Below are 19,635 nucleotides of genomic sequence, written 5' to 3'. Positions count from 1 at the left end.
CATCCCGGCCGGCGCCTCCCTCCCCTTAGGAGCCGACGTGACCACACCCCCAGCGCGCGGAGAGCGCCGCTCTCGCCTCCGCCGCAGCCTCGCCGCGCTGGGCGCACTGGCGCTGGCCTCCGGGCTCGGCGTCGCCGCGGGCGGCACGGCCCAGGCCGCGGCCGCCGCCCGCGTGGACAACCCGTTCGCGGGCGCCAGGATGTACGTGAACCCGGACTGGGCCGCCCACGCGGCGGCCGAACCGGGCGGCAGCGCCGTCGCCGGCCAGCCCACCGCGGTGTGGCTGGACCGCATCGCCGCCATCAACGGCACCGGGGGCGCCATGGGCCTCAGGGCCCACCTGGACAAGGCGCTCGCCCAGGGCGCGAACCTGGTCCAGTTCGTCATCTACGACCTCCCCGGCCGCGACTGCGCCGCCCTGGCCTCCAACGGCGAGCTCGGCCCCACGGACCTCGCCCGCTACCAGACCGAGTACATCGACCCCATCGCGGCGATCATGGCCGACCCCGCCTACGCGAACCTGCGCATCGTCAACGTCATCGAGCCCGACTCGCTGCCGAACCTGGTCACCAACGCGGGCGGCACCGCGGGCTCCACCGAGGCCTGCGCGACCATGAAGGCCAACGGCAACTACGAGAAGGGCGTCGGGTACGCGCTGCACAAGCTGGGCTCGCTCGGCAACACCTACAACTACGTCGACGCCGGCCACCACGGCTGGCTCGGCTGGGACTCCAACCTCGGCCCCTCCGCCCAGGAGCTGTACAAGGCCGCCACCAGCAACGGCGCCACCGTCGACGACGTGACCGGATTCATCGTCAACACGGCCAACTACAGCGCCACCGTGGAGAAGAACTTCAAGGTCACCGACTCGGTCAACGGCACCACCGTGCGCCAGTCCAAGTGGGTGGACTGGAACCAGTACGTCGACGAGCAGTCCTACGCCCTCGGCCTGCGCGACAAGCTCATCGCCACCGGCTTCCCGGCGAGCATCGGCATGCTGGTCGACACCTCCCGCAACGGCTGGGGCGGCAGCGCCCGGCCGAGCGGCCCCGGCCCGCTGACCTCCGTCGACGCGTACGTCGACGGCGGCCGCCTCGACCGCCGGATCCACGCCGGCAACTGGTGCAACCAGAGCGGCGCCGGCCTCGGCGAGCGGCCCGTGGCCTCCCCCGCCCCGAACATCGACGCCTACGTGTGGGTGAAGCCCCCGGGCGAGTCGGACGGCGCCAGCTCCGCCGTCGCCAACGACGAGGGCAAGGGCTTCGACCGGATGTGCGACCCGACGTACACGGGCAACGCGCGCAACGGCAACAACCTCACCGGCGCCCTGCCGAACGCGCCGCTGGCGGGCCACTGGTTCTCCGCCCAGTTCCAGGAGCTGCTGAAGAACGCCTACCCGCCGGTGACCGGCGGCGGGGGCGACACCCAGGCCCCGAGCGTGCCGACGGGCCTGAAGTCCACCGGCACCACCTCCTCCAGCGTCTCCCTCTCCTGGACCGCCTCCACCGACGACACCGGCGTCACCGCCTACGACGTCTACCGGGGCGCCACCAAGATCGGCACCACCGCCGGCACCTCCTACACCGACACCGGCCTCACCGCCGCCACCGCCTACAGCTACACCGTCAAGGCCCGCGACGCGGCCGGCAACACCTCCGCCGCCTCCACGGCGCTCTCCGTCACCACCGCCCCGTCCGGCGGCGGCAGCGGCTGCACCGCGGCGTACACGGTGACCAACTCCTGGGGCACCGGCTTCACCGCCGACGTCACGGTGAAGGCGGGCGGCAGCGCCGTCACCTCCTGGAAGGTCACCTGGACGTTCGGCGGCGACCAGCGGATCACCAACGCCTGGAGCACCACCGCCACCCAGAGCGGCCAGGCGGTGAGCGCGGTCAACGTCGACTACAACGGCAGCCTCGCGGCCGGCGGCTCGACGACCTTCGGGTTCCAGGGCACCTACAGCGGCACCAACGCGGTCCCGACGCTCACCTGCACCGCGGGCTGAGCCGCCCGCACGACCCGCACCCCGCGCCCGCACCCCGCGCGCACGCCCGGAGCGCCCGCCCCGGGACCGGCACCCGCCGGTCCCGGGGCGGTGCCGTTCCCGGGGCGGTGCCCGTGCCGGGGCGGTGCCGGGCGGTGCGCCGCAGAGGTGACGGCGGCGTGACGGCGGGACGGGAGCGGCGCGGCGGCGGTGACGGCGGGATGACGGCGGGACGGGAGCGGCGCCGGGGAGCGTGGGGGCATGACACCGACCACCACCGCCCCCGCAGCGCCGGGGCCCGCCGTCGACGTGCGCGGCATCGTCAAGCGCTACGGCGCCACCACCGCCCTGGACGGCGTGGACCTGCAGGTCCGCCAGGGCACCGTCCTCGGGGTCCTCGGCCCCAACGGCGCCGGCAAGACCACCCTCGTCCGGGTGCTCTCCACCCTGGTCCGGCCCGACGCGGGCACCGCCGTCGTCGCCGGGTACGACGTGGTGCGCCAGCCCCGGCAGCTGCGCCGCGCGATCGGGCTCACCGGCCAGTACGCCTCCGTGGACGAGGCGCTCTCCGGCTTCGAGAACCTCTACCTCATCGGCCGCCTCCTCGACCTGCCGCGCCGCACGGCGCGGGCCCGCGCCGAGGAACTGCTGGAGCGCTTCTCGCTCACCGAGGCGGCCCGGCGCCCGGCCCGCACCTACTCCGGCGGCATGCGCCGCCGCCTGGACCTCGCCGCGAGCATGACCGGGCGCCCGCGCGTGCTCTACCTGGACGAGCCCACCACCGGGCTGGACCCCCGCACCCGCGGCGAGGTGTGGGGGGAGGTGCGGCACATGGTCGCCGAGGGCTCCACCGTGCTGCTGACGACCCAGTACATGGAGGAGGCGGAGCAGCTCGCCGACGAGCTGACCGTGATCGACCGCGGCCGGGTGATCGCCTCCGGCGGGATCGCCGAGCTGAAGGCGCGGGTCGGCGGCCGCACCCTGCGGGTCCGCCCCGCCCGGCCGGGGGACCTGCCGGAGATGGCGCGTTGCCTGGCCGCGGCCGGGGTGGCCGGCGCCGCCGCCGACCCCGCCGGGGGCGTGCTGTCCGTCCCGGTGGCGGGCGAGGAGCAGCTGACCGCGGTGGTCGGCGTGCTCGGCACCCGCGGCTTCCCCGTCGCCGACCTGGAGGTGCGCCTGCCCAGCCTGGACGACGTGTTCCTGGCCGTCACCGGGCGGCCGTCCGCCGCCGCCCCCGCGCAGGACCCCGTGCAGGACCCGGCCCAGGACACCGCCGAGGACACCGCGCACCCGCAGCCCGCGAAGGAGTACGCAGCATGAGCACCGCCGTCCTCACCTCCCCGTACGACGACACCCCGTACGACGGCGCCCCGCCCGCGGGCGACGGCCGGATCGGGCTCCGCGCCCAGCTCCGCCACGTCGGGGCGCTGACCCGCCGCAACCTGCTGCGGATCAAGGCCGACCCGGAGTCGATGTTCGACGCCCTGCTGATGCCGGTCGTCTTCATCGTGCTCTTCGTCTACGTCTTCGGCGGCGCGATGTCCGGCGGCCGGGGCGACTACATCCAGTACCTGGTCCCCGGCCTGCTGGGCCAGACCGGCATCAACCTGGCGATGGCCGTCGGCACCGGCCTCAACTCCGACTTCGCCACCGGCGTGATGGACCGCTTCCGCACCCTGCCGATCGGCCGCGCCTCGGTGCTGGTCGCGAAGCTCCTGGCGGAGACGCTCCGCGGGCTGGTGTCGTTCACCGTCCTCATCGCCTTCGCGCTGCTGCTGGGGCTGGAGGTGCGGACCGGTCCGCTGCAGGTGCTGGCCGCGGTCGCGCTCTCGCTGCTCTTCGGCTCGGCGATGGTGTGGCTGTCCATGCTGCTCGGCATGTCGCTGCGCAGCGCCCAGGCGGTGCAGGGGGTCTCCGCGCTGGTGCTGATGCCGCTGCAGTTCGGCAGCTCGACCTTCGCCGACCCGGCGACCATGCCGGGCTGGCTGCGGGCGTTCACCCGGCTCAACCCGATGTCGGCGCTGGCCGACGCCTCCCGCGCCCTGTTCAACGGCGGGCCGCTGGCCCACCCGGTGCTCATGGTGCTGGCGTGGACGGCGGGGATCACGGCGGTCGCCGCACCGCTGGCGGTGGCCCGGTTCCGGAAGCGGACCTGATCAGCCCGCCTCCCCGCCCCACGGCTCCAGCAGGGCGGCGGCCCCGGCGATGTCGAGGCCGCCGCCCTCGGCGTGCGCGGCCTCGTACCCGGCGTCGCCGAGCACCCCGCGCAGCAGCCGCTCGTGGTCGGCGACCTCCTGCCGCGCCAGGTGGTTGCCGGGGTGCTTGCGGCCCAGGGCGGCGTACGCGCCGAGCAGGGCGGCGCCGCGGCGGGCGGCCTCCCGCCGGTCCTGCTCCGGCTCCGCCGGGTGGACGGCGAGGCGGGCCAGCGCGCAGGCGGCCATCGACAGGAGCACGACGGCCATGAGGTCGGCGAACCACCGGGCGGGGCCCGAGGCGCCCCGCATCCGCCGGACGCCGTCGCGGACCAGGGCCACCCCCCGGCGCGGGCGGCCGAAGCGGGCCTCCGACCAGCCGTGGGCGGCGTCGTGGATCCCGCGGAAGACGTCCTGCCCGGGGAACCCGACCTGGGAGAGGCCCTGCGCCAGCCTCCCGACCAGGGCGTCCGCGCCGTCGCGGTCGCCCCGGCGGACCGCCAGCATCAGCAGGAGCAGCTCGCCGAAGAAGGCGGTGCCCGCGCCGTCCCGGCCGAGGGCGAGCGCCTCCCGGACACCCTCCCGGACGAGCCGCTCCGCCTCCCCGGGGTCGCTGCCGAACAGCGCCTCGCCCCGGCGGACCAGCAGGCCGGGCACGTCGTGGCGGGCTCCCAGCTCCCGGGCGAGCCCCAGGGCGCGGGCGTAGCCGTCGGAGGCGAGGGCGGCGTCGCCGCGCCTGGCGGCGGCCTCGGCCAGGGCGGAGAGCGCCTCGGACAGGCCCCAGCGGTCGCCCAGCCGTTCGAAGGTGCGCAGCGCCTCCTCCGCGTCGGCCAGGGACTGCTCCGGGCCGCCGGGCCGGTCGTTGGCGAACTTGGCCCGGAACTGCAGGGCGAAGGCCTGGTCCCACTCGCCGCCGTGGCGGCGGCAGCCCTCCACCATCGCGTCCAGCACGGCCGGGACCGCGTCCAGGTCGCCCGCCACGAGGGCGGCGAAGACGCGCACCTGGGCCGGGAAGCGGGCCGAGCGGGGCAGTTCGGGCGGGTAGGCGGCCAGGACGCGGCGGCCGAGCTCGGCGGTGGCCTCCGGGGAGAGGGCGGCGAGGTCCTCCTCGATCCCGGCGACGAGCCGGTACAGGAACGCCTGCCGCCTCGCCTCCCGCAGCACGGCGGGCGGCCAGGGCGGCGGGAGGTCCAGCGGCGCGGGGGCGGCGGCGGCCGCGGCGCGGAGGCCGGCGCCGTGCGGGTGGGCGCCGTGCAGGGCGGCGCGGTGCAGGGCGGCGCCGTGCAGGGCGGCGCGGTGCAGGGCGGCGTCGTGCAGGTCGGCGCGGTGCAGGTCGGCGTCGTGCAGGTCGGCGTCGTAGGGGTCCGCGTCCAGCGGGTCGGGGCCCAGGGCGGCGACGGCGTCGCACCAGGCACGGGCCTCGGTCCGGTCGTTGCGGACGGCCCACAGCCAGCCCATGCCGAGGACCAGGCAGAGCGCCTCCTGCTCCTCCCCGGCGTCGACGGCGCGGCGCAGGGCGGCCCGGATGTCGTCCTTCTCGCGCTCCAGCAGGTCCAGCCGGCGCAGCTGCTCCCGGCCGCGCAGCAGCGGCTCGGTGCGGCGGACCAGTTCGCGGAAGAAGCGGAGGTGGCGCTGCCGCGCCCGGTGGAGCTCGGCGTCGCCCGCCTCCCGCAGCCGCTCGGCGGCGTACGCGTGGACGGTCTCCAGGAGCCGGTACCGGGCGCCGCCGTCGCCGCCGTCGAGGTCCGCGACCACCAGGGACCGGTCGACCAGGGAGAGCAGGAGGCCGGCGACGTCCTCCTCGGCCAGGTCGGCGCCGTCGGCGCAGACCTGTTCCGCGGCCTCCAGGGTGCAGCCCCCGGCGAAGACGGAGAGGCGGCGCAGGACGGCGCGCTCGCCGTCGCCGAGGAGGTCCCAGCTCCAGTCGACCACCGCGCGCAGCGTCTGCTGACGGGGCAGCAGGGTGCGGCTGCCGCCGTCCAGGAGCCGGAAGCGGCGGTCCAGCCGGTCCGCGATCTGGCGCAGCGTCATGCCGCGCAGGCGGGCCGCCGCCAGTTCGAGGGCGAGCGGCAGCCCGTCCAGGCGGCGGCAGACCTCGGCGGCGGCGGCCGGGTCCTCGGCGGGGTCGAAGCCGGGGCGCGCCGCCGCCCCGCGTTCGGCGAGCAGCCGGAGCGCCTCCCGCTCCGGCAGGGGGTCGAGCGGCCGCACCGCCTCGCCGGGGACGCCGAGCGGCTCCCGGCTGGTGGCGAGGACGGCCACGCCGGGGCACTCGGCCAGCAGGCGGTCGGCCAGGCCGGCGCTCGCACCGACCAGGTGCTCGCAGTTGTCGAGGAGCAGCAGCATCCGCCGCCCGGCGCAGTGCTCGACCAGCCGGCGCACCGGGTCGGCGGACCGCGCCTCCAGGGCGTCGGCGACCTTGCCGTGGTGCAGCACCGTCTCGCGCAGGCCCAGCGCGGCGAGGACGGCGCCGGGGACGGCCTCGGGGTCGTCGAGCGGCGCGAGTTCGGCGAGCCAGACGCCGTCCGGCCAGGCGCCGGCGGCCTGCTGGGCGCGGGCCGCCTCCAGCGAGAGCCGGGTCTTGCCGGAGCCGCCCGGGCCGGTGAGGGTGACCAGCCGGGCGGAGGAGAGGGCGGCCGCCAGCCCACGCAGCTCGTCCTCGCGGCCGACGAAGCTGGTGAGGCCGGACCGCAGGTTGCCGGGCGGGCGGGCGGGGGCGGAGGCGGCGGGAGGCGCGGGCGGGGCGGGGGTGCGGGCCGGATCCTCGGCGGGGGCCAGGTACCCGGCGGACGGCGGATCCTCGACGGGTGCCGGGTCCCCGGCGGGCGGCGGGGCGAGCAGCTCCCGGTGCAGCGCCCGCAGCTCCGGGCCCGGGTCGGCGCCCAGCCCGTCGGCCAGGGCGCGCCGCGCCTCCTCGTACGCCTGCAGCGCCTCGGCGGCGCGGCCCTCGGCGCGCAGCGCCCGGATCCGCAGCGCGTGCAGCGGCTCGTCCAGCGGGTGGTCGCGGACCAGCCCGGCGAGCTCGGGGACGAGCGGCGCGGTGCGGCCGAGGGCCAGGTCGGCGGCGATCCTGGCGCGCAGGGCGGCGAGCCGCTGCGCCTCGCAGCGGGCGGCGGGGGCCTCCCGGTCGGGGAGGTCGGCGAGGGCGGGCCCGCGCCACAGGTCCAGCGCCTCGCGCAGCAGCCCGGCGGCCTCCCCGGCCCGGCCGGCGGCCAGCGCCCGCTCCCCCTCGGCGGCGAGCCGCCGGAAGCGGCCGAGGTCCACCTCGTCGGCCCCGGCGCGCAGCCGGTAGCCCTCGGGCCCGGAGCCGACCGCGTCCCGGCCGAGGGACCGGCGCAGCCGGCCGACCAGGGTCTGGAGCGCACCGGTGCCGTCCTGCGGCGGGTCGCCGTCCCACACCTCGCCGACCAGGACGGCGGCGGGCACCGGGCGGCCCTCGCGCAGGGCGAGCGCGGCGAGCAGGGCGCGCAGCCGGGCACCGCCGAGGGGGACGGGGGTGCCGTCGTCGTGGTGGGCCAGGGTGGTGCCCAGGATGCCGTAGCGCACGGCCCCATTCTGGTGGAGGGCTGCCCGCGGCGGGGCGGGGGGCGGGACGGCGGCCGGAGGAGGGGCGTTCCGGACGGGGCCCGGTCGGGTGCGGGGGCGGATGCCGGGCGGGGCTCGGGCGGGGCCGTGGAACGGCCGGGGCCGCGCATGCGTTCTCCCAGCGCCGCTTGTGGGTGCGATCCGCGGGCGGGCATGATCGGTCCCCCTGCCGTCCCGAGACCCCGGAGCCCTTCCGCCATGACGTTCGCCGAAGCCCAGCGCCCCCGCAGCGAGGAGCGCCGGATCAGTCCGGTCTTCTGGGTGCTGCTCGCCGTCCTCGGCACGTCCGCGTGGGCGGTGTGGAGCGGCTTCGGGGAGAACGCCCGCTTCGGCGTCTTCCTCCTCGTGGTCTCGGGCTGGGTCGTCTCGCTCTGCCTGCACGAGTACGCGCACGCCCGCACCGCGCTGCACGGCGGCGACCTCACGGTGGGCGCCAAGGGCTACCTGACGCTCAACCCGTTCAAGTACGCCAACACGCTGCTCAGCGTCATCCTGCCGGTGGTCTTCGTGATCCTCGGCGGGATCGGCCTGCCGGGCGGCGCGGTCTTCATCGAGCGGCACCGGATCAGCGGCCGCTGGAAGCACAGCCTGATCTCGGCGGCGGGCCCGCTGGTGAACCTGGCGCTGGCGGTGGCGCTGCTCGCCCCCATCGGGGCGGGCCTGCTGGACTCGGCGCCGCCCGCGTTCACGGTGGCGCTGTCCTTCCTCGCGCTGCTCCAGATCACCGCGACGGTGCTCAACCTCATACCCGTGCCGGGCTTCGACGGCTACGGCATCATCGAGCCCTGGCTGTCGCTGAGGGCGCGGCGGGCGGTGGAGCCGTTCGCGCCCTTCGGCATGCTGGCGGTCTTCGCCCTGCTGTGGCAGACGCCGGTGGGCGACTGGTTCTGGCGGCTGGCCTACCAGGTGATGGAGCTGCTGGACGTGCCGCCGGCCTACGCCGCGCTCGGGTACCAGGCCTTCCGCTTCTGGGAGGGCTGATCCCGGGCCGCGGGGGCCGGACGCCGGGGCTCAGCCCCGGGAGGCGCGCTGCCGGCGGATGTAGTACCAGGCCATGTTGCTGGTGACGGCGGCCAGCAGGACCCAGACGACGCCCAGCCAGTTGCCCTGGACGAACGAGACCACGGCGGCGGCGACCGCCAGCAGGCAGGCGACGAGGGCGAGGACGGCGTTGCGCGGCATGGCGGCGGGCTCCCGGCGGGCGGTGGCGGTGCGGTCGGACGCCTCCCATTGTCCCCGACGCCGGGGACGCGGCCCCGCCGGGGCCGCGTCCGGGCGGTTCAGACGTCGGTGACACGCAGGCCGGCGTGGGCCTTGTAGCGGCGGTTGGCCGAGATGAGGTTGGCGGTCAGGGACTCCACCTGGTGCGCGTTGCGCAGCCGCCCGGCGTAGATGCCGCGCATGCCGGGGACGCGGCCGGCCAGGGCCTGCACGGTGTCGGTGGCGGCGCGGTCGTCGCCGAGGACCATCACGTCGGTGTCGATCCGCTCGACCGCCGGGTCCTGGAGGAGCACCGCGGACAGGTGGTGGAAGGCGGCGGTGACCCGGGAGTCGGGGAGCAGCGCGGCGGCCTGCTGGGCGGCGCTGCCCTCCTCGGGCCTCAGGGCGTAGGCGCCCTGCTTGTCGAAGCCGAGCGGGTTGACGCAGTCGACGACGATCTTGCCCGCGAGTTCGGCGCGCAGCGACTCCAGGGTGGCGCCGTGGCCGTCCCAGGGCACGGCGACGATCACGACGTCGGCCTCCCGGGCCGCGGTGGCGTTGTCCGCGCCGCGCACGCCGTGGCCGAGCTCGGCGGCGGCCTCCTCGGCGCGGTCGGCGCTGCGGGAGCCGAGGACGACCTGCTGGCCGGCGAGGGCCAGGCGGCGGGCCAGGCCCTTGCCCTGCGGGCCGGTGCCGCCGAGGACGCCGACGACCAGGCCGGAGACGTCGGGCAGGTCGTGCGGTCCGGGCTTCGGAGCGGCGGCGGGTGTCACTGCATCGGGTGTAGTCATGCCGTGATCCTCCCAAAGCGGTCGGCGGCTGCGGCAGCATGGGGCCGCATGGACGCGATCCGGGTGTCGGCACTGCGCGAGGTCCTGACCGGCACGGGCTGGCTGGAGGCGACCAGGGACTTCGCCTGGGCGCTGCGCTCCAGCGTGTCGCGCGGTCCGGGCGGGCCCGGGGGCGCGGGCGGGCTCCTGCTGGTCGGGACGGAGGGGCAGGAGCCGTGGCACATGGCCGCCCACCTCGACGACGAGGCCGCCTGGTCGGCCCTGCCGCAGCTCTCCCCCACCCTGGTGCGCTGGCGGGTGCCGCCGGGCGCCCCCGGGCACCTGGCGGTGGACCTGCGACGCCTGGAGCGGGCCCGGCGGGGCGAGACGCTGCTGGTGGTGGCGCCGGAGGCGTCCGGGGCGGCGCTGCTGGAGCGGGTGGACGGCGCCCGCCGGACGGGCGCGACGGTCCTCGCCCTGGAGACGGGCGACGCCGAGCTGCGGGGCCTGGCGCACGAGGCGCTGACGGTGCCGGTGGACGGGGCCGCCGGGGAGGCGGCGCCCGCGTTCGACGTGGTGCAGCACCTGGTGACGGCGGCGGCGGGCGAGGAGCCGCCGCGCGGCCGCCGCCGGGTGGTCGACCGGATGGCCCGGCTGGCGGAGCGGCTGACGGCCCCGCCGCCGCTGCGCTGGTGAGGCCGGGGCCCGCGCGCCGGTGCCGGCCCCGCCGCCGCTCCGGCGGGCGGCCGGATTAATCGTTTGTGCACCGCGGCACGGCGGCGCATCATCACCCTCCGTGCCACCCGAACAGCCCGCGCCGTCCGAACGGCCCGCCCCTCCCGAGCAGCCCGCGCCGTCCGGACGGCCCGCGTCCGCCCCGGCCGGCCGCCTCCGCGCCCTCGCCCGCCGCGTCCGCCCCGACCTCGCGCCCTGGCGCTCCTCCCGCGACTTCCGCCTGCTGTGGAGCGCCGGACTGGTCACCACCTTCGGCAGCTTCCTCACCTACGTGTCGGTGCCGCTGCAGATCAAGGACCTCACCGGGTCGTCGCTCGCGGTCGGCCTGGTCGGCGCAGCGGAGCTGGTGCCGCTGGTCGTCTGCGGCCTGTGGGGCGGCGCGCTCGCCGACGCCCTGGACCGGCGCCGGATGGTCCTCGCCACCGAGGCCGGGCTGGGCCTGCTGTCGCTGCTGCTGCTGGCGAACGCCCTGCTGCCGCACCCGCTGCTGTGGCCGCTGTACGCCGTCGCCGCCCTCACCGCCGCACTGGACGGCCTCCAGCGGCCGTCGCTGGACGCGCTGACCCCCCGGATCGTCGCCCACGACCAGCTCACCGCGGCCGCCGCGCTCAACTCGCTGCGCTGGCAGGTCGGCGCGATCGCCGGGCCGTCGCTGGCCGGGGTGGTCGCGGCGACGGCGGGGGTGCAGGTGGCGTACGCGCTGGACGCGGCCACCTTCGCGGTCTCGCTGCTGCTGCTCGCCCGCATGCGGGCGGCGCCGCCGCCGACCGGGGCGGAGCGGCCCTCCCTGGCCGCGGTCGCCGAGGGGCTGCGGTACGCGTGGAGCCGCAAGGAGCTGCTGGGCACCTACGCGGTGGACGTCGTGGCGATGCTGTTCGCCTTCCCCAACGCGGTCTTCCCGTTCCTCGCCGACCGGCTGCACGCGCCCTGGGCGCTCGGCCTGATGTACGCCGCGTCCTCGGCGGGGGGCCTGGCGGTGTCGGCGACCAGCGGCTGGGCGTCCCGTGTGCACCGGCAGGGCCGGATGGTGGTCGCGGCGGCGGCGCTCTGGGGCGCGGCGGTCGCCTGCGCCGGGCTGGCCGGCCGGGTGTGGGCGGTGCTCCTCCTCCTGGCCCTGGCCGGGGGCGCCGACATGGTGAGCGGCCTGGGCCGCTCCACGATGTGGAACCAGTCGATCCCGGACGCGCTGCGCGGGCGGCTCGCCGGGGTGGAGCTGCTCAGCTACTCGCTCGGCCCGCAGCTGGGGCAGGTCCGGGCGGGCGGCACGGCGGCGGCCTTCGGGGTGCGCACGTCGGTGTGGTCGGGCGGCCTGCTGTGCGTGGCCGGGGTGGCGGCGCTGGCCGCGTCGCTGCCGCGGCTGCTGGCGTACGACGACCGCACCGACCCGCACGCGGCGGCCGTGCGGGCCGAGCGGGAGCGCCGGGCCGCGGCGGAGGCGGCCGAACCGGCCGCGGTGTAGCCGCGCCCCCGGCCCCGCACGTGCGGGGGCCGGGGGCGCGGCGGCGGGCGCCGTCAGGCGCCGTCGTCGGCGGGGCGGTCGTGCCAGCGGGGGTCGGTGTCCCACTTCTCGTTGCGCTCGGCGGCGGTCTGCAGGGCGTGCTCGGCGTCGGCCCGGGTCGCGTAGGGGCCGAGGCGGTCGCGGGCCGGGCACTCCGGGCCCTCCTCGACCTTGCGGTGCTGCACGCAGTAGAACCACTCGCCGGGCTTCCCCTGCGGCTTGCGTCCGAACGGCATCGGGCGGCCTCCTTCGTCCGGGGCCGTCGTCCTCGGCCCTCCCTGGGGGGATCATGCCCCGTGCCGGGGCGGGCACGCGGGGGAAGCCCGCCGCGGGCCGGGGGACGGCGGATAGACTGCCCGCCATGGCTCCCCTGGTTCCCGGCCGGCTCTCCCCGACCCGCAGCGTCCCGTCACACATCGCCCGCCCCGAGTACGTGGGGAGGCCGGCGCCGCAGCCGTACACCGGCCCCGAGGTGCAGACCGCGGAGACGATCGAGAAGATGCGGGTGGCGGGCGCGCTGGCGGCCCGGGCCATGGACGAGGCGGCCCGGCACATCGCCCCCGGCGTGACCACCGACGAGCTCGACCGGGTCGCCCACGAGTACCTGTGCGACCACGGCGCCTACCCGTCGGACCTGGGCTACCGGGGCTTCCCCAAGTCGATCTGCACCTCGGTCAACGAGGTGATCTGCCACGGCATCCCGGACTCCACGGTGCTGCAGGACGGCGACATCGTGAACCTCGACGTCACCGCCTACATCCACGGCGTGCACGGCGACCTCAACGCCACCTACCCGGTGGGGGACGTCGACGAGGAGTCGAAGCTGCTGGTCGAGCGGACCCGCGAGTCACTGAACCGGGCGATCAAGGCGGTGCGGCCGGGCCGGCAGATCAACGTCATCGGGCGGGTCATCGAGTCCTACGCCAAGCGGTTCGGCTACGGCGTGGTCCGCGACTTCACCGGACACGGCATCAACACGTCGTTCCACTCGGGCCTGGTCGTCCCGCACTACGACAGCCCGCGGGCCACCGAGGTCATGCAGCCGGGGATGACCTTCACCATCGAGCCCATGCTGACCCTGGGCACGTACGACTACGAGATCTGGCAGGACGGCTGGACGGTCGTCACCAAGGACCGGAAGCGGACCGCCCAGTTCGAGCACACCCTGGTGGTCACCGCCGACGGCGCGGAGATCCTGACGCTCCCGTAGGGGCGCCCCGCGCCCCGGCCCGGCGGCGGCGGCGGCCGGGGCGGCCCGGCCGCCGGGCGGAACGGTTCCTCAGCCGATCCGCCACTGCTCCTCGGCGACCGCGCCGACCGTGCTGCAGGCGTCGGTGAGGACGTCGAGGACGCGCAGCGGGTCCGGCAGCGGGTGCTCCGGGCCGCGCACCCAGCGCACCGCGCCGCCGCCGGGCAGTGCGGACGGCGGCAGCAGGACGTAGGAGCCCCGGCAGTGCCAGCGCAGGCCGGGGTGCTCCTCCAGGGTGTCGGGGTGGCTGTCGAGCTCGCAGGGCCACCACTCGTCCTCGTCGGCCGGGGTGCCGCGGGTGGCGGTGAAGAAGAGGTAGCGGCCGTCGCCGGCGGCGACCGGGCCGGCCGCGTCCAGGCCGAGCAGCTGCTCCAGGGCGATCCGGCCGGCGTCCTCCGGGACGTCCAGCACGTCGTGGCTGCGGCCGGTGGCGGTGACGAAGTTGGCCAGCGGGTCGCGGGCGAGCCAGCGGGCGACCTGCTCGGTGTCGGTGGTGGCCTGGCTCTGCCAGGCGAAGGAGACCGGGTGGCGGGCGGGGGCCGGACAGCCGACGCGGTCGCAGGAGCAGCGGTAGCCGGCCGGGCGGGCGGCGGGCGCCACCGGGAGGCCGGCGCGGACGGCGCCGAGCAGCAGGTCGAGCCGGCCCGCGGCCGCCGCGTCCCGGGCGGCCGGGGCGTCGCCCGGGCGCGTCCGGCTCCGCCACCAGTCCGTCCACCTGCTGCCTCTGGCTTCCATCGAGCCCCTTCTTCGCACGTCCCTGCACCCGGTCCGGGGTCGCCGGCCGACTGCTGCCGAGGTCCACGGTACGGAGCGGCGGCGGCGCGGGGGGCGGAAACCCCGTCAGGTCACCCCTGCGGGCCGCTCCCGCCGGGCGGATCGGGCCGGGCGTCGTGCGACCGGTCCGGCCGCGCCGGGCGCGCCCCTGCCGGGCATGCGGCGCTCCGGGCCGCGCGGTGAGGCGGGTCCCGGGCGTCCCGTGGGCGTACAGAGCAGGATAAGACCCCGCGGACCGTGCGGACGACCACGGGGCGGGAGCCGGCGGCGGGCCGGGCGCCGGGCGGGGTCCGGTGCCGGGTGCCCGGACCGGGGCGGCTCCGGGCCGGGGTGCCGCGGGCGGGTCCGGGGTGCGAAGCTTGCGGGTATGAGGAGTGCGGAGACCGAGTTCGTGGGCGGGCCCCTGGACGGCAGGGTGCTGCCGATCCCGGTGGGCCCGTTCAACGGCGTGCCGAAGACCTACCGGGTGCCGGTGCCCGCACACCTCGGCCGGCCCGCCTCCGTGCTGGTGTACCACCGGGCGAAGCAGTACGACGCCCGCGGCCGGTGGCGCTGGCGGTACGAGTACGCGGCGCCCGACGGGGAGGCCGCCGCCGGATAGCGCGCCGCGTCCCGGCCGGGGCCTGCGGCGACCCGCGGGACTGCGGGACCCGCGGGACTGCGGGACCCGACAGGACGGGCGGGACCTGCGAGACCTGCGAGACCTCAGGGAGGTACCGCCGTGGCACCAGCTCCCCATGACCGCCGGGCCGTGACCGGGCAGGCCCGCGTCATGGCGTTCGTCACCCTCGCCTGCCTGGTCCTGGTGAGCCTGTACAGCGCGGTCCTCCGGTCGGAGCCGGGGCTGTGGCTGGCCTGGTCCGTGCTGGCGGCGGTCACCGGGGCGCTGCTGGTCCGGGCCCGCCGGACATGAGCGACGGCCCCCGGCGCGGGGCGCCGGGGGCCGTGCGGCCGTGGTGCGGTGGTGCCGGACGGGGTCACGCCGTCTCGGCGGCCATGCCCTCGCGGAGCCGCGCGAGGATGCGGGAGAGCAGCCGGGAGACGTGCATCTGGGAGATGCCGAGCTCCGCGCCGATCTCCGACTGGGTCATCTCGGCGCCGAAGCGCAGCGACAGGATCCGGCGGTCGCGGTCGGGCAGGGCGGCGATCAGCGGCTTGAGCGCCTCGTGGTCGAGGACGCCCTCCAGGCCGGTGTCCTCCTCGCCGAGGCGGTCGGCGATGGAGCCCTCGCTCTCCTCGTCGTCGCTCTGCGCGTCGAGGGAGTAGGCGGTGTAGCCGGCGGAGGCGACCAGGCCCTCGCGGACCTCGTTCTCCGGCATGTTCAGCTTCGCGGCCAGCTCGGCGGCGGTGGGCTCGCGGCCGAGGGTGAAGGCGAGCTCGTCGCTGGCCTTGGCCAGGTCCAGGCGCAGCTCCTGCAGGCGGCGCGGCACGTGGACGGCCCAGCTGGTGTCGCGGAAGAAGCGCTTGATCTCACCGATGACGGTGGGCAGCGCGAAGGTGGGGAACTCCAGCCCGCGCTCCACGTCGAACCGGTCGATCGCCTTGATCAGGCCGATGGTGCCGACCTGGACGATGTCCTCCATGGGCTCGCTGCGGGTGCGGAAGCGCGAGGCGGCGAAGCGCACCAGGGCGAGGTTCAGCTCGACCAGCGTGTTGCGGACGTACGCGTACTCGTGCGTGCCCTCCTCCAGCTGCGCCATCCGGCGGAAGAGCACCTTGGACAGCGCGCGGGCGTCGTCGGTGTTGATCTCGTCGGCGCGGGGGATGGGGGGCAGGTCGGCGAGCGTGCCCGGCCGGTCGATCGCGGGTGCGCGGTGGTCGGCGGGCGCCGCCTCCGGCGCGGCGGGGGCATGGACTTCTGCTGCGGCTGCGACGTCGACCCTCACGGGTGGAATCCCTCCCTCGGATGTCCCGCGCCTCGGGGGTGGCGCGGGGCAGTGGCCACCGCCTACCCCGGCCGCACGACCTCATGCACGGCAAACGGGCGAATTTTTCGGCCCTCCGAGGATCCTGCGGGGATCGCGGATTTTTCCTGCTCACCGACCAATCCACCCGTTCGGGCGTACCGAATGACCTTCGTCTGTGTCGAGTCGGCCGCATCTGGAGCGGCCCGGGCGGGGAGGTGGCGTGGGGATCTCGGACGGTCGTCGCATGGCGGTGGTCGGCAGCGGGGTGTCGGGTCTGACGGCGGCGTGGGAGCTGCGGCGGGCCGGGTGCGAGGTGGTGCTGTACGAGGCCGACAAGCGGCTCGGCGGCCACGCCCACACCCAGGACGTCATCGCGGACGACGGGAGGCTGCTGCCGCTGGACACCGCGTTCCTCGTGCACAACGAGCGGACCTACCCGGAGCTGATCCGGCTCTTCGGCGAGCTGGGCGTGCGCACCCGCGACTCCGACATGTCGATGAGCGTGCGCTGCCGCGGCTGCGGCCTGGAGTACGCGGGGGCGCGCGGCCCGGTGGGCCTGTTCGCCCGGCCGTCGGCGCTGCTGCGCGGCCGGTACCTGCGGATGCTCACCGAGGTGCCGCTCTTCCACCGGCGGGCGCGGCGGCTGCTGGAGTCGCAGGACCCGGAGGCGGACGCGGTGACGCTGGGCCGCTTCCTGGACGAGGGCGGCTACTCGCCGTACTTCCGGTCGCACTTCGTCACCCCGCTGGTCTCCGCGGTGTGGTCCTGCGCCCCGCACCTGGTGGGCGAGTACCCGGCCCGCTACCTCTTCGCCTTCCTCGCCAACCACGGCTATCTCAGCGTCTCCGGCTCGCCGCAGTGGCGCACGGTGGTCGGCGGCTCCCGCACCTACGTGCAGGCCGTCGCTGAGCGGCTGACGGCCGTTCACACCGGGCTCCCGGTGCGCGCCGTGACCCGCTTCGGCGACCGGGTGGAGGTGACCGCCGACGACGGCGGGACCGCCGAGTACGACGGCGTCGTGGTGGCCACCCACCCGGACCAGGCACTGCGGCTGCTGGCCGACGCCACCCCGGCCGAGCGGGAGGTGCTGGGCGCGATCCCCTACTCGCGCAACCCCACCGTGCTGCACCGGGACGCGAGCGTGCTGCCGCGCGCCCGCGGCGCCCGCGCCTCCTGGAACTACCTGCTGCCGGCGTGCGGCTCGGACGCCGGGCAGGTGCGGGTCAGCTACCACCTCAACCGGCTGCTGGGCCTGGACACGGCCGAGGACTACCTGGTGACCCTCAACGAGGAGGAGGGCGACCGCCGCGTGCCCGAGGACCTGGTGGTCTCCCGCATGGTGTACGAGCACCCGCTGTACACCCGGGAGTCGGTGGCCGCCCAGCGGCGGCTGCCGGAGCTGTCGGCCGGCCGCACCGCGTTCGCCGGGGCCTACCACGGGTGGGGCTTCCACGAGGACGGCTGCCGCTCGGGGATCGCCGCGGCCGCGTCCCTGCTGGGCCTGCCGGCGCCGGCCGGGGCCTCCGGGGTGCCCGCGGGCGCGGGCGGCGGCGCGGGGGTGCCCGCAGCGTGAGCACGGCCGCCCTGTACGACTGCCGGGTCTCCCACGTGCGGACCCGGCCGCTGCGGCACTCCTTCTCCCACCGCACCTACCTGTGGCTGGTGGACCTGGACGAGCTGCCGCGGCTGCCCCGCTGGGCCCGCGCCCTGGCCCGCTTCGAGGCCCGCGACCACGTCGGCGACCCGGGCCGGACCCTGCGGGCCAACCTGGAGGGGTGGCTCGCGGAGCAGGGGGTGGAGCTGGGCGGCGGGCAGGTGCTCATGCTGGCCCACGCCCGGGTGCTCGGGTACGTCTTCAACCCGCTGACCATCTACTGGTGCCGGTACGCCGACGGCACCCCGGCGTGCGTGGTCGCCGAGGTGCACAACACCTACGGCGGGCGGCACCGCTACCTGCTGCACCCGGACGCGGAGGGAAGGGCGGAGACCCGCAAGGAGTTCTACGTCTCGCCGTTCTTCCCCGTCGACGGCGGGTACCGCATGAGACTGCCGGAGCCGGGGGCAGGGTTGAACCTGACCGTGCACCTGGAGAGGGACGGCGGACGGCCGTTCACCGCGACCGTGCGCGGCGTGCGCCGCCCGGCGACCACCGCCGGGCTGCTGCGCGCCGCGCTGCGGCACCCGTGGTCGACGGCCGCGGTGTCGGCGCACATCCGCCTGCAGGGCGTCCTGCTGTACCTGCGGGGGCTGCCCGTCGTCCCGAGGCAGACGCGGCACGCGGACCACGGAGGAGAGAAGTGAACCAGCGCATCGAAGAAGAGACGGCGGCCCGGGGAGCGGCGGACCGGGCGGCGCCCGCCGCCGGGTCCGTGCCGGACGGCCCCGGCCGGATCGACCCCGAGCAGTGGCCCGACGTCGCGCGGGTCCCGCGCTCGCGGGTGCGGGCCGCGCTCGCACGGGTCCTGCTGCATCAGGTCGCCCGCCGCACCGGCCTCGGCCTGCAGCTGCCCGGCGGGCCCGCCCCCGCCCCGGGCCTGCCCGTGATGCGGGTGAACCGCCCCGACGCCTTCCACCGGCGGCTCGGGGTGGGCGGCCTGATCGGCTTCGGCGAGGCCTACCAGGCGGGCGACTGGGACGCCGACGACCTCGCCGGGGTCCTCACCGCCCTGGCCCGCTCCCCGCAGACCCTGGTACCGCCGCGGCTGCAGTGGCTGCGGCGCCTCTACGTCCCCCGGCACCCCGCCTCGGAGCACAACACCCCCGACGGCGCCCGCGACAACATCCGGCGCCACTACGACCTGTCAAACGACCTCTTCGCGCTCTTCCTCGACCCGACGATGACGTACTCCTCGGCGCTCTTCGAGGAGGACGCCGCCGGCCGGCCCGTCGCGGAGTGGGGGCTGCTGGAGGCCGCCCAGCACCGCAAGATCGACCGGCTGCTGGACCTGGTCGGCGTCGGCAAGGGCACCCGCCTGCTGGAGATCGGCTCCGGCTGGGGCGAGCTGGCGCTGCGCGCCGCCCGCCGCGGCGCGACCGTCCTCACCCTGACCCTCTCCGAGGAGCAGCGCGACCTGGCCGTGGCCAAGCTCGACGCGGCCGGGGTCGGGGACCGGGTCGAGGTGCGGCTGCAGGACTACCGGGCGGTGGACGGGGAGTTCGACGCCGTGGTGAGCGTGGAGATGATCGAGGCCGTCGGCGCGCAGTACTGGCCGGCGTACTTCGCCACCATCGACCGGGTGCTGGCGCCCGGCGGGAAGGCCGCCGTCCAGGCCATCACCATGGCCCACGAGCGGGTGGAGGCCACCAAGGACACCTACACCTGGATCCACAAGTACATCTTCCCCGGCGGGATCATCCCGTCGCGGGAGGCCGTGGAGCAGGTGACCGCCGAGCACACCGGGCTGCGGGTGGTGCGCGCCGACCGCTTCGGGCAGCACTACGCGGAGACGCTGCGGCTGTGGCGGGAGCGGTTCGGCGCCCGGCGCGGCGAGGTCGCGGCCCTGGGCTTCGACGGCGTCTTCCGCCGCATGTGGGACCTGTACCTCGCGTACTCCGAGGCAGGGTTCCGCACGGGCTACCTGGACGTGCAGCAGCTGCTGCTCGCCCGCGGCTGACCCGGGCGCGCCCGGCCCGGGCACCACCGGCCCGGGCGCGCCCGGGCAGGACACCACCGACCAGGACACGCACGGCCCGGACCCGCGCGGTCCGGACGAGGCAGACGGGGCGCGGACGGCCGGACAGGAC

18 protein-coding genes are annotated in these 19,635 nt (G+C 76.7%); 12 read left to right on the top strand and 6 right to left on the bottom strand.

Annotated features, from left to right (window positions below):
- Positions 1 to 97: 97 nt before the first annotated feature.
- The 3 genes from LO771_RS22395 (at position 98) to LO771_RS22385 (ending at position 4,140) form a co-directional block, all read left to right on the top strand.
- Entirely contained in the window at positions 98 to 2,005 is a 1,908-nt protein-coding gene (locus LO771_RS22395) for a glycoside hydrolase family 6 protein (RefSeq protein WP_374228220.1), read from the top strand.
- Between the two features lie 240 nt (positions 2,006 to 2,245).
- Complete coding sequence (locus LO771_RS22390) at positions 2,246 to 3,304, top strand: ATP-binding cassette domain-containing protein (RefSeq protein ID WP_230745447.1); 1,059 nt, start codon at positions 2,246 to 2,248, stop codon at positions 3,302 to 3,304.
- Positions 3,301 to 4,140, top strand: a complete 840-nt coding sequence (locus tag LO771_RS22385) for an ABC transporter permease (protein WP_230745445.1) — start codon at positions 3,301 to 3,303, stop codon at positions 4,138 to 4,140. The genes LO771_RS22390 and LO771_RS22385 overlap by 4 nt, the downstream gene beginning before the upstream one ends.
- Here the strand turns inward: LO771_RS22385 and LO771_RS22380 are convergent, their stop codons facing one another.
- A complete protein-coding gene (locus LO771_RS22380) occupies positions 4,141 to 7,719 on the bottom strand; it encodes a BTAD domain-containing putative transcriptional regulator (RefSeq protein ID WP_230745443.1) in 3,579 nt (1,192 codons plus the stop codon). It abuts the gene before it with no gap.
- A 237-nt stretch (positions 7,720 to 7,956) separates the two neighbouring features.
- Here LO771_RS22380 and LO771_RS22375 point away from each other — a divergent pair, with 237 nt between their 5' ends.
- Positions 7,957 to 8,739: a site-2 protease family protein gene (locus tag LO771_RS22375; protein WP_230745442.1), complete on the top strand. Its 783-nt coding sequence runs from the start codon at positions 7,957 to 7,959 to the stop codon at positions 8,737 to 8,739.
- Between the two features lie 30 nt (positions 8,740 to 8,769).
- Here LO771_RS22375 and LO771_RS22370 read toward each other — a convergent pair whose 3' ends face one another.
- Together LO771_RS22370 and npdG are read right to left on the bottom strand one after the other, a co-directional pair.
- Positions 8,770 to 8,940: a hypothetical protein gene (locus tag LO771_RS22370; RefSeq protein WP_230745439.1), complete on the bottom strand. Its 171-nt coding sequence runs from the start codon at positions 8,938 to 8,940 to the stop codon at positions 8,770 to 8,772.
- A gap of 98 nt (positions 8,941 to 9,038) precedes the next feature.
- Positions 9,039 to 9,749, bottom strand: coding sequence for an NADPH-dependent F420 reductase (gene npdG, locus LO771_RS22365; protein ID WP_230745433.1), 711 nt, complete (start codon positions 9,747 to 9,749; stop codon positions 9,039 to 9,041).
- A 48-nt stretch (positions 9,750 to 9,797) separates the two neighbouring features.
- Here npdG and LO771_RS22360 point away from each other — a divergent pair, with 48 nt between their 5' ends.
- Positions 9,798 to 10,424: a hypothetical protein gene (locus LO771_RS22360; RefSeq protein WP_230745431.1), complete on the top strand. Its 627-nt coding sequence runs from the start codon at positions 9,798 to 9,800 to the stop codon at positions 10,422 to 10,424.
- 100 nt (positions 10,425 to 10,524) lie between these two features.
- Positions 10,525 to 11,922 (top strand): MFS transporter, encoded by a 1,398-nt coding sequence (locus tag LO771_RS22355; RefSeq protein ID WP_230745421.1) that lies wholly within the window; start codon positions 10,525 to 10,527, stop codon positions 11,920 to 11,922.
- A 53-nt stretch (positions 11,923 to 11,975) separates the two neighbouring features.
- Here the strand turns inward: LO771_RS22355 and LO771_RS22350 are convergent, their stop codons facing one another.
- Positions 11,976 to 12,197 (bottom strand): hypothetical protein, encoded by a 222-nt coding sequence (locus LO771_RS22350; protein ID WP_230745419.1) that lies wholly within the window; start codon positions 12,195 to 12,197, stop codon positions 11,976 to 11,978.
- Between the two features lie 125 nt (positions 12,198 to 12,322).
- Between LO771_RS22350 and map the strand changes: the two genes are divergently transcribed.
- Complete coding sequence (gene map / locus LO771_RS22345; RefSeq protein WP_374228218.1) at positions 12,323 to 13,171, top strand: type I methionyl aminopeptidase; 849 nt, start codon at positions 12,323 to 12,325, stop codon at positions 13,169 to 13,171.
- A 69-nt stretch (positions 13,172 to 13,240) separates the two neighbouring features.
- On the opposite strand, the gene LO771_RS22340 is transcribed toward map, so the two are convergent.
- Positions 13,241 to 13,945, bottom strand: coding sequence for a bifunctional DNA primase/polymerase (locus LO771_RS22340; protein WP_230745417.1), 705 nt, complete (start codon positions 13,943 to 13,945; stop codon positions 13,241 to 13,243).
- Between the two features lie 406 nt (positions 13,946 to 14,351).
- Here LO771_RS22340 and LO771_RS22335 point away from each other — a divergent pair, with 406 nt between their 5' ends.
- Together LO771_RS22335 and LO771_RS22330 are read left to right on the top strand one after the other, a co-directional pair.
- Entirely contained in the window at positions 14,352 to 14,585 is a 234-nt protein-coding gene (locus tag LO771_RS22335) for a hypothetical protein (RefSeq protein ID WP_230745415.1), read from the top strand.
- A 120-nt stretch (positions 14,586 to 14,705) separates the two neighbouring features.
- Positions 14,706 to 14,897: a hypothetical protein gene (locus tag LO771_RS22330; protein ID WP_230745406.1), complete on the top strand. Its 192-nt coding sequence runs from the start codon at positions 14,706 to 14,708 to the stop codon at positions 14,895 to 14,897.
- 64 nt (positions 14,898 to 14,961) lie between these two features.
- Here the strand turns inward: LO771_RS22330 and LO771_RS22325 are convergent, their stop codons facing one another.
- On the bottom strand, positions 14,962 to 15,786 hold the full coding sequence (locus LO771_RS22325; protein ID WP_230745530.1) for an RNA polymerase sigma factor SigF: 825 nt from the start codon (positions 15,784 to 15,786) through the stop codon (positions 14,962 to 14,964).
- Between the two features lie 349 nt (positions 15,787 to 16,135).
- On the opposite strand from LO771_RS22325, the gene LO771_RS22320 reads away from it, so the two are divergent.
- Genes LO771_RS22320 through LO771_RS22310 form a run of 3 tightly spaced genes read left to right on the top strand, consistent with a single transcriptional unit; the run spans position 16,136 to position 19,505 of the window.
- Positions 16,136 to 17,464, top strand: coding sequence for an NAD(P)/FAD-dependent oxidoreductase (locus LO771_RS22320; protein ID WP_230745528.1), 1,329 nt, complete (start codon positions 16,136 to 16,138; stop codon positions 17,462 to 17,464).
- Positions 17,461 to 18,192, top strand: a complete 732-nt coding sequence (locus LO771_RS22315; RefSeq protein WP_230745404.1) for a DUF1365 domain-containing protein — start codon at positions 17,461 to 17,463, stop codon at positions 18,190 to 18,192. The genes LO771_RS22320 and LO771_RS22315 overlap by 4 nt, the downstream gene beginning before the upstream one ends.
- The gene (locus LO771_RS22310) at positions 18,189 to 19,505 is read left to right on the top strand and encodes a class I SAM-dependent methyltransferase (protein WP_374228217.1); all 1,317 of its coding nucleotides are present in this window, start codon (positions 18,189 to 18,191) and stop codon (positions 19,503 to 19,505) included. The genes LO771_RS22315 and LO771_RS22310 overlap by 4 nt, the downstream gene beginning before the upstream one ends.
- Positions 19,506 to 19,635: the final 130 nt, after the last annotated feature.

This window comes from Streptacidiphilus sp. ASG 303 (assembly GCF_020991365.1).
GTDB lineage: Bacteria > Actinomycetota > Actinomycetes > Streptomycetales > Streptomycetaceae > Peterkaempfera.
This window is presented reverse-complemented; position numbering and strand designations above follow the sequence as displayed.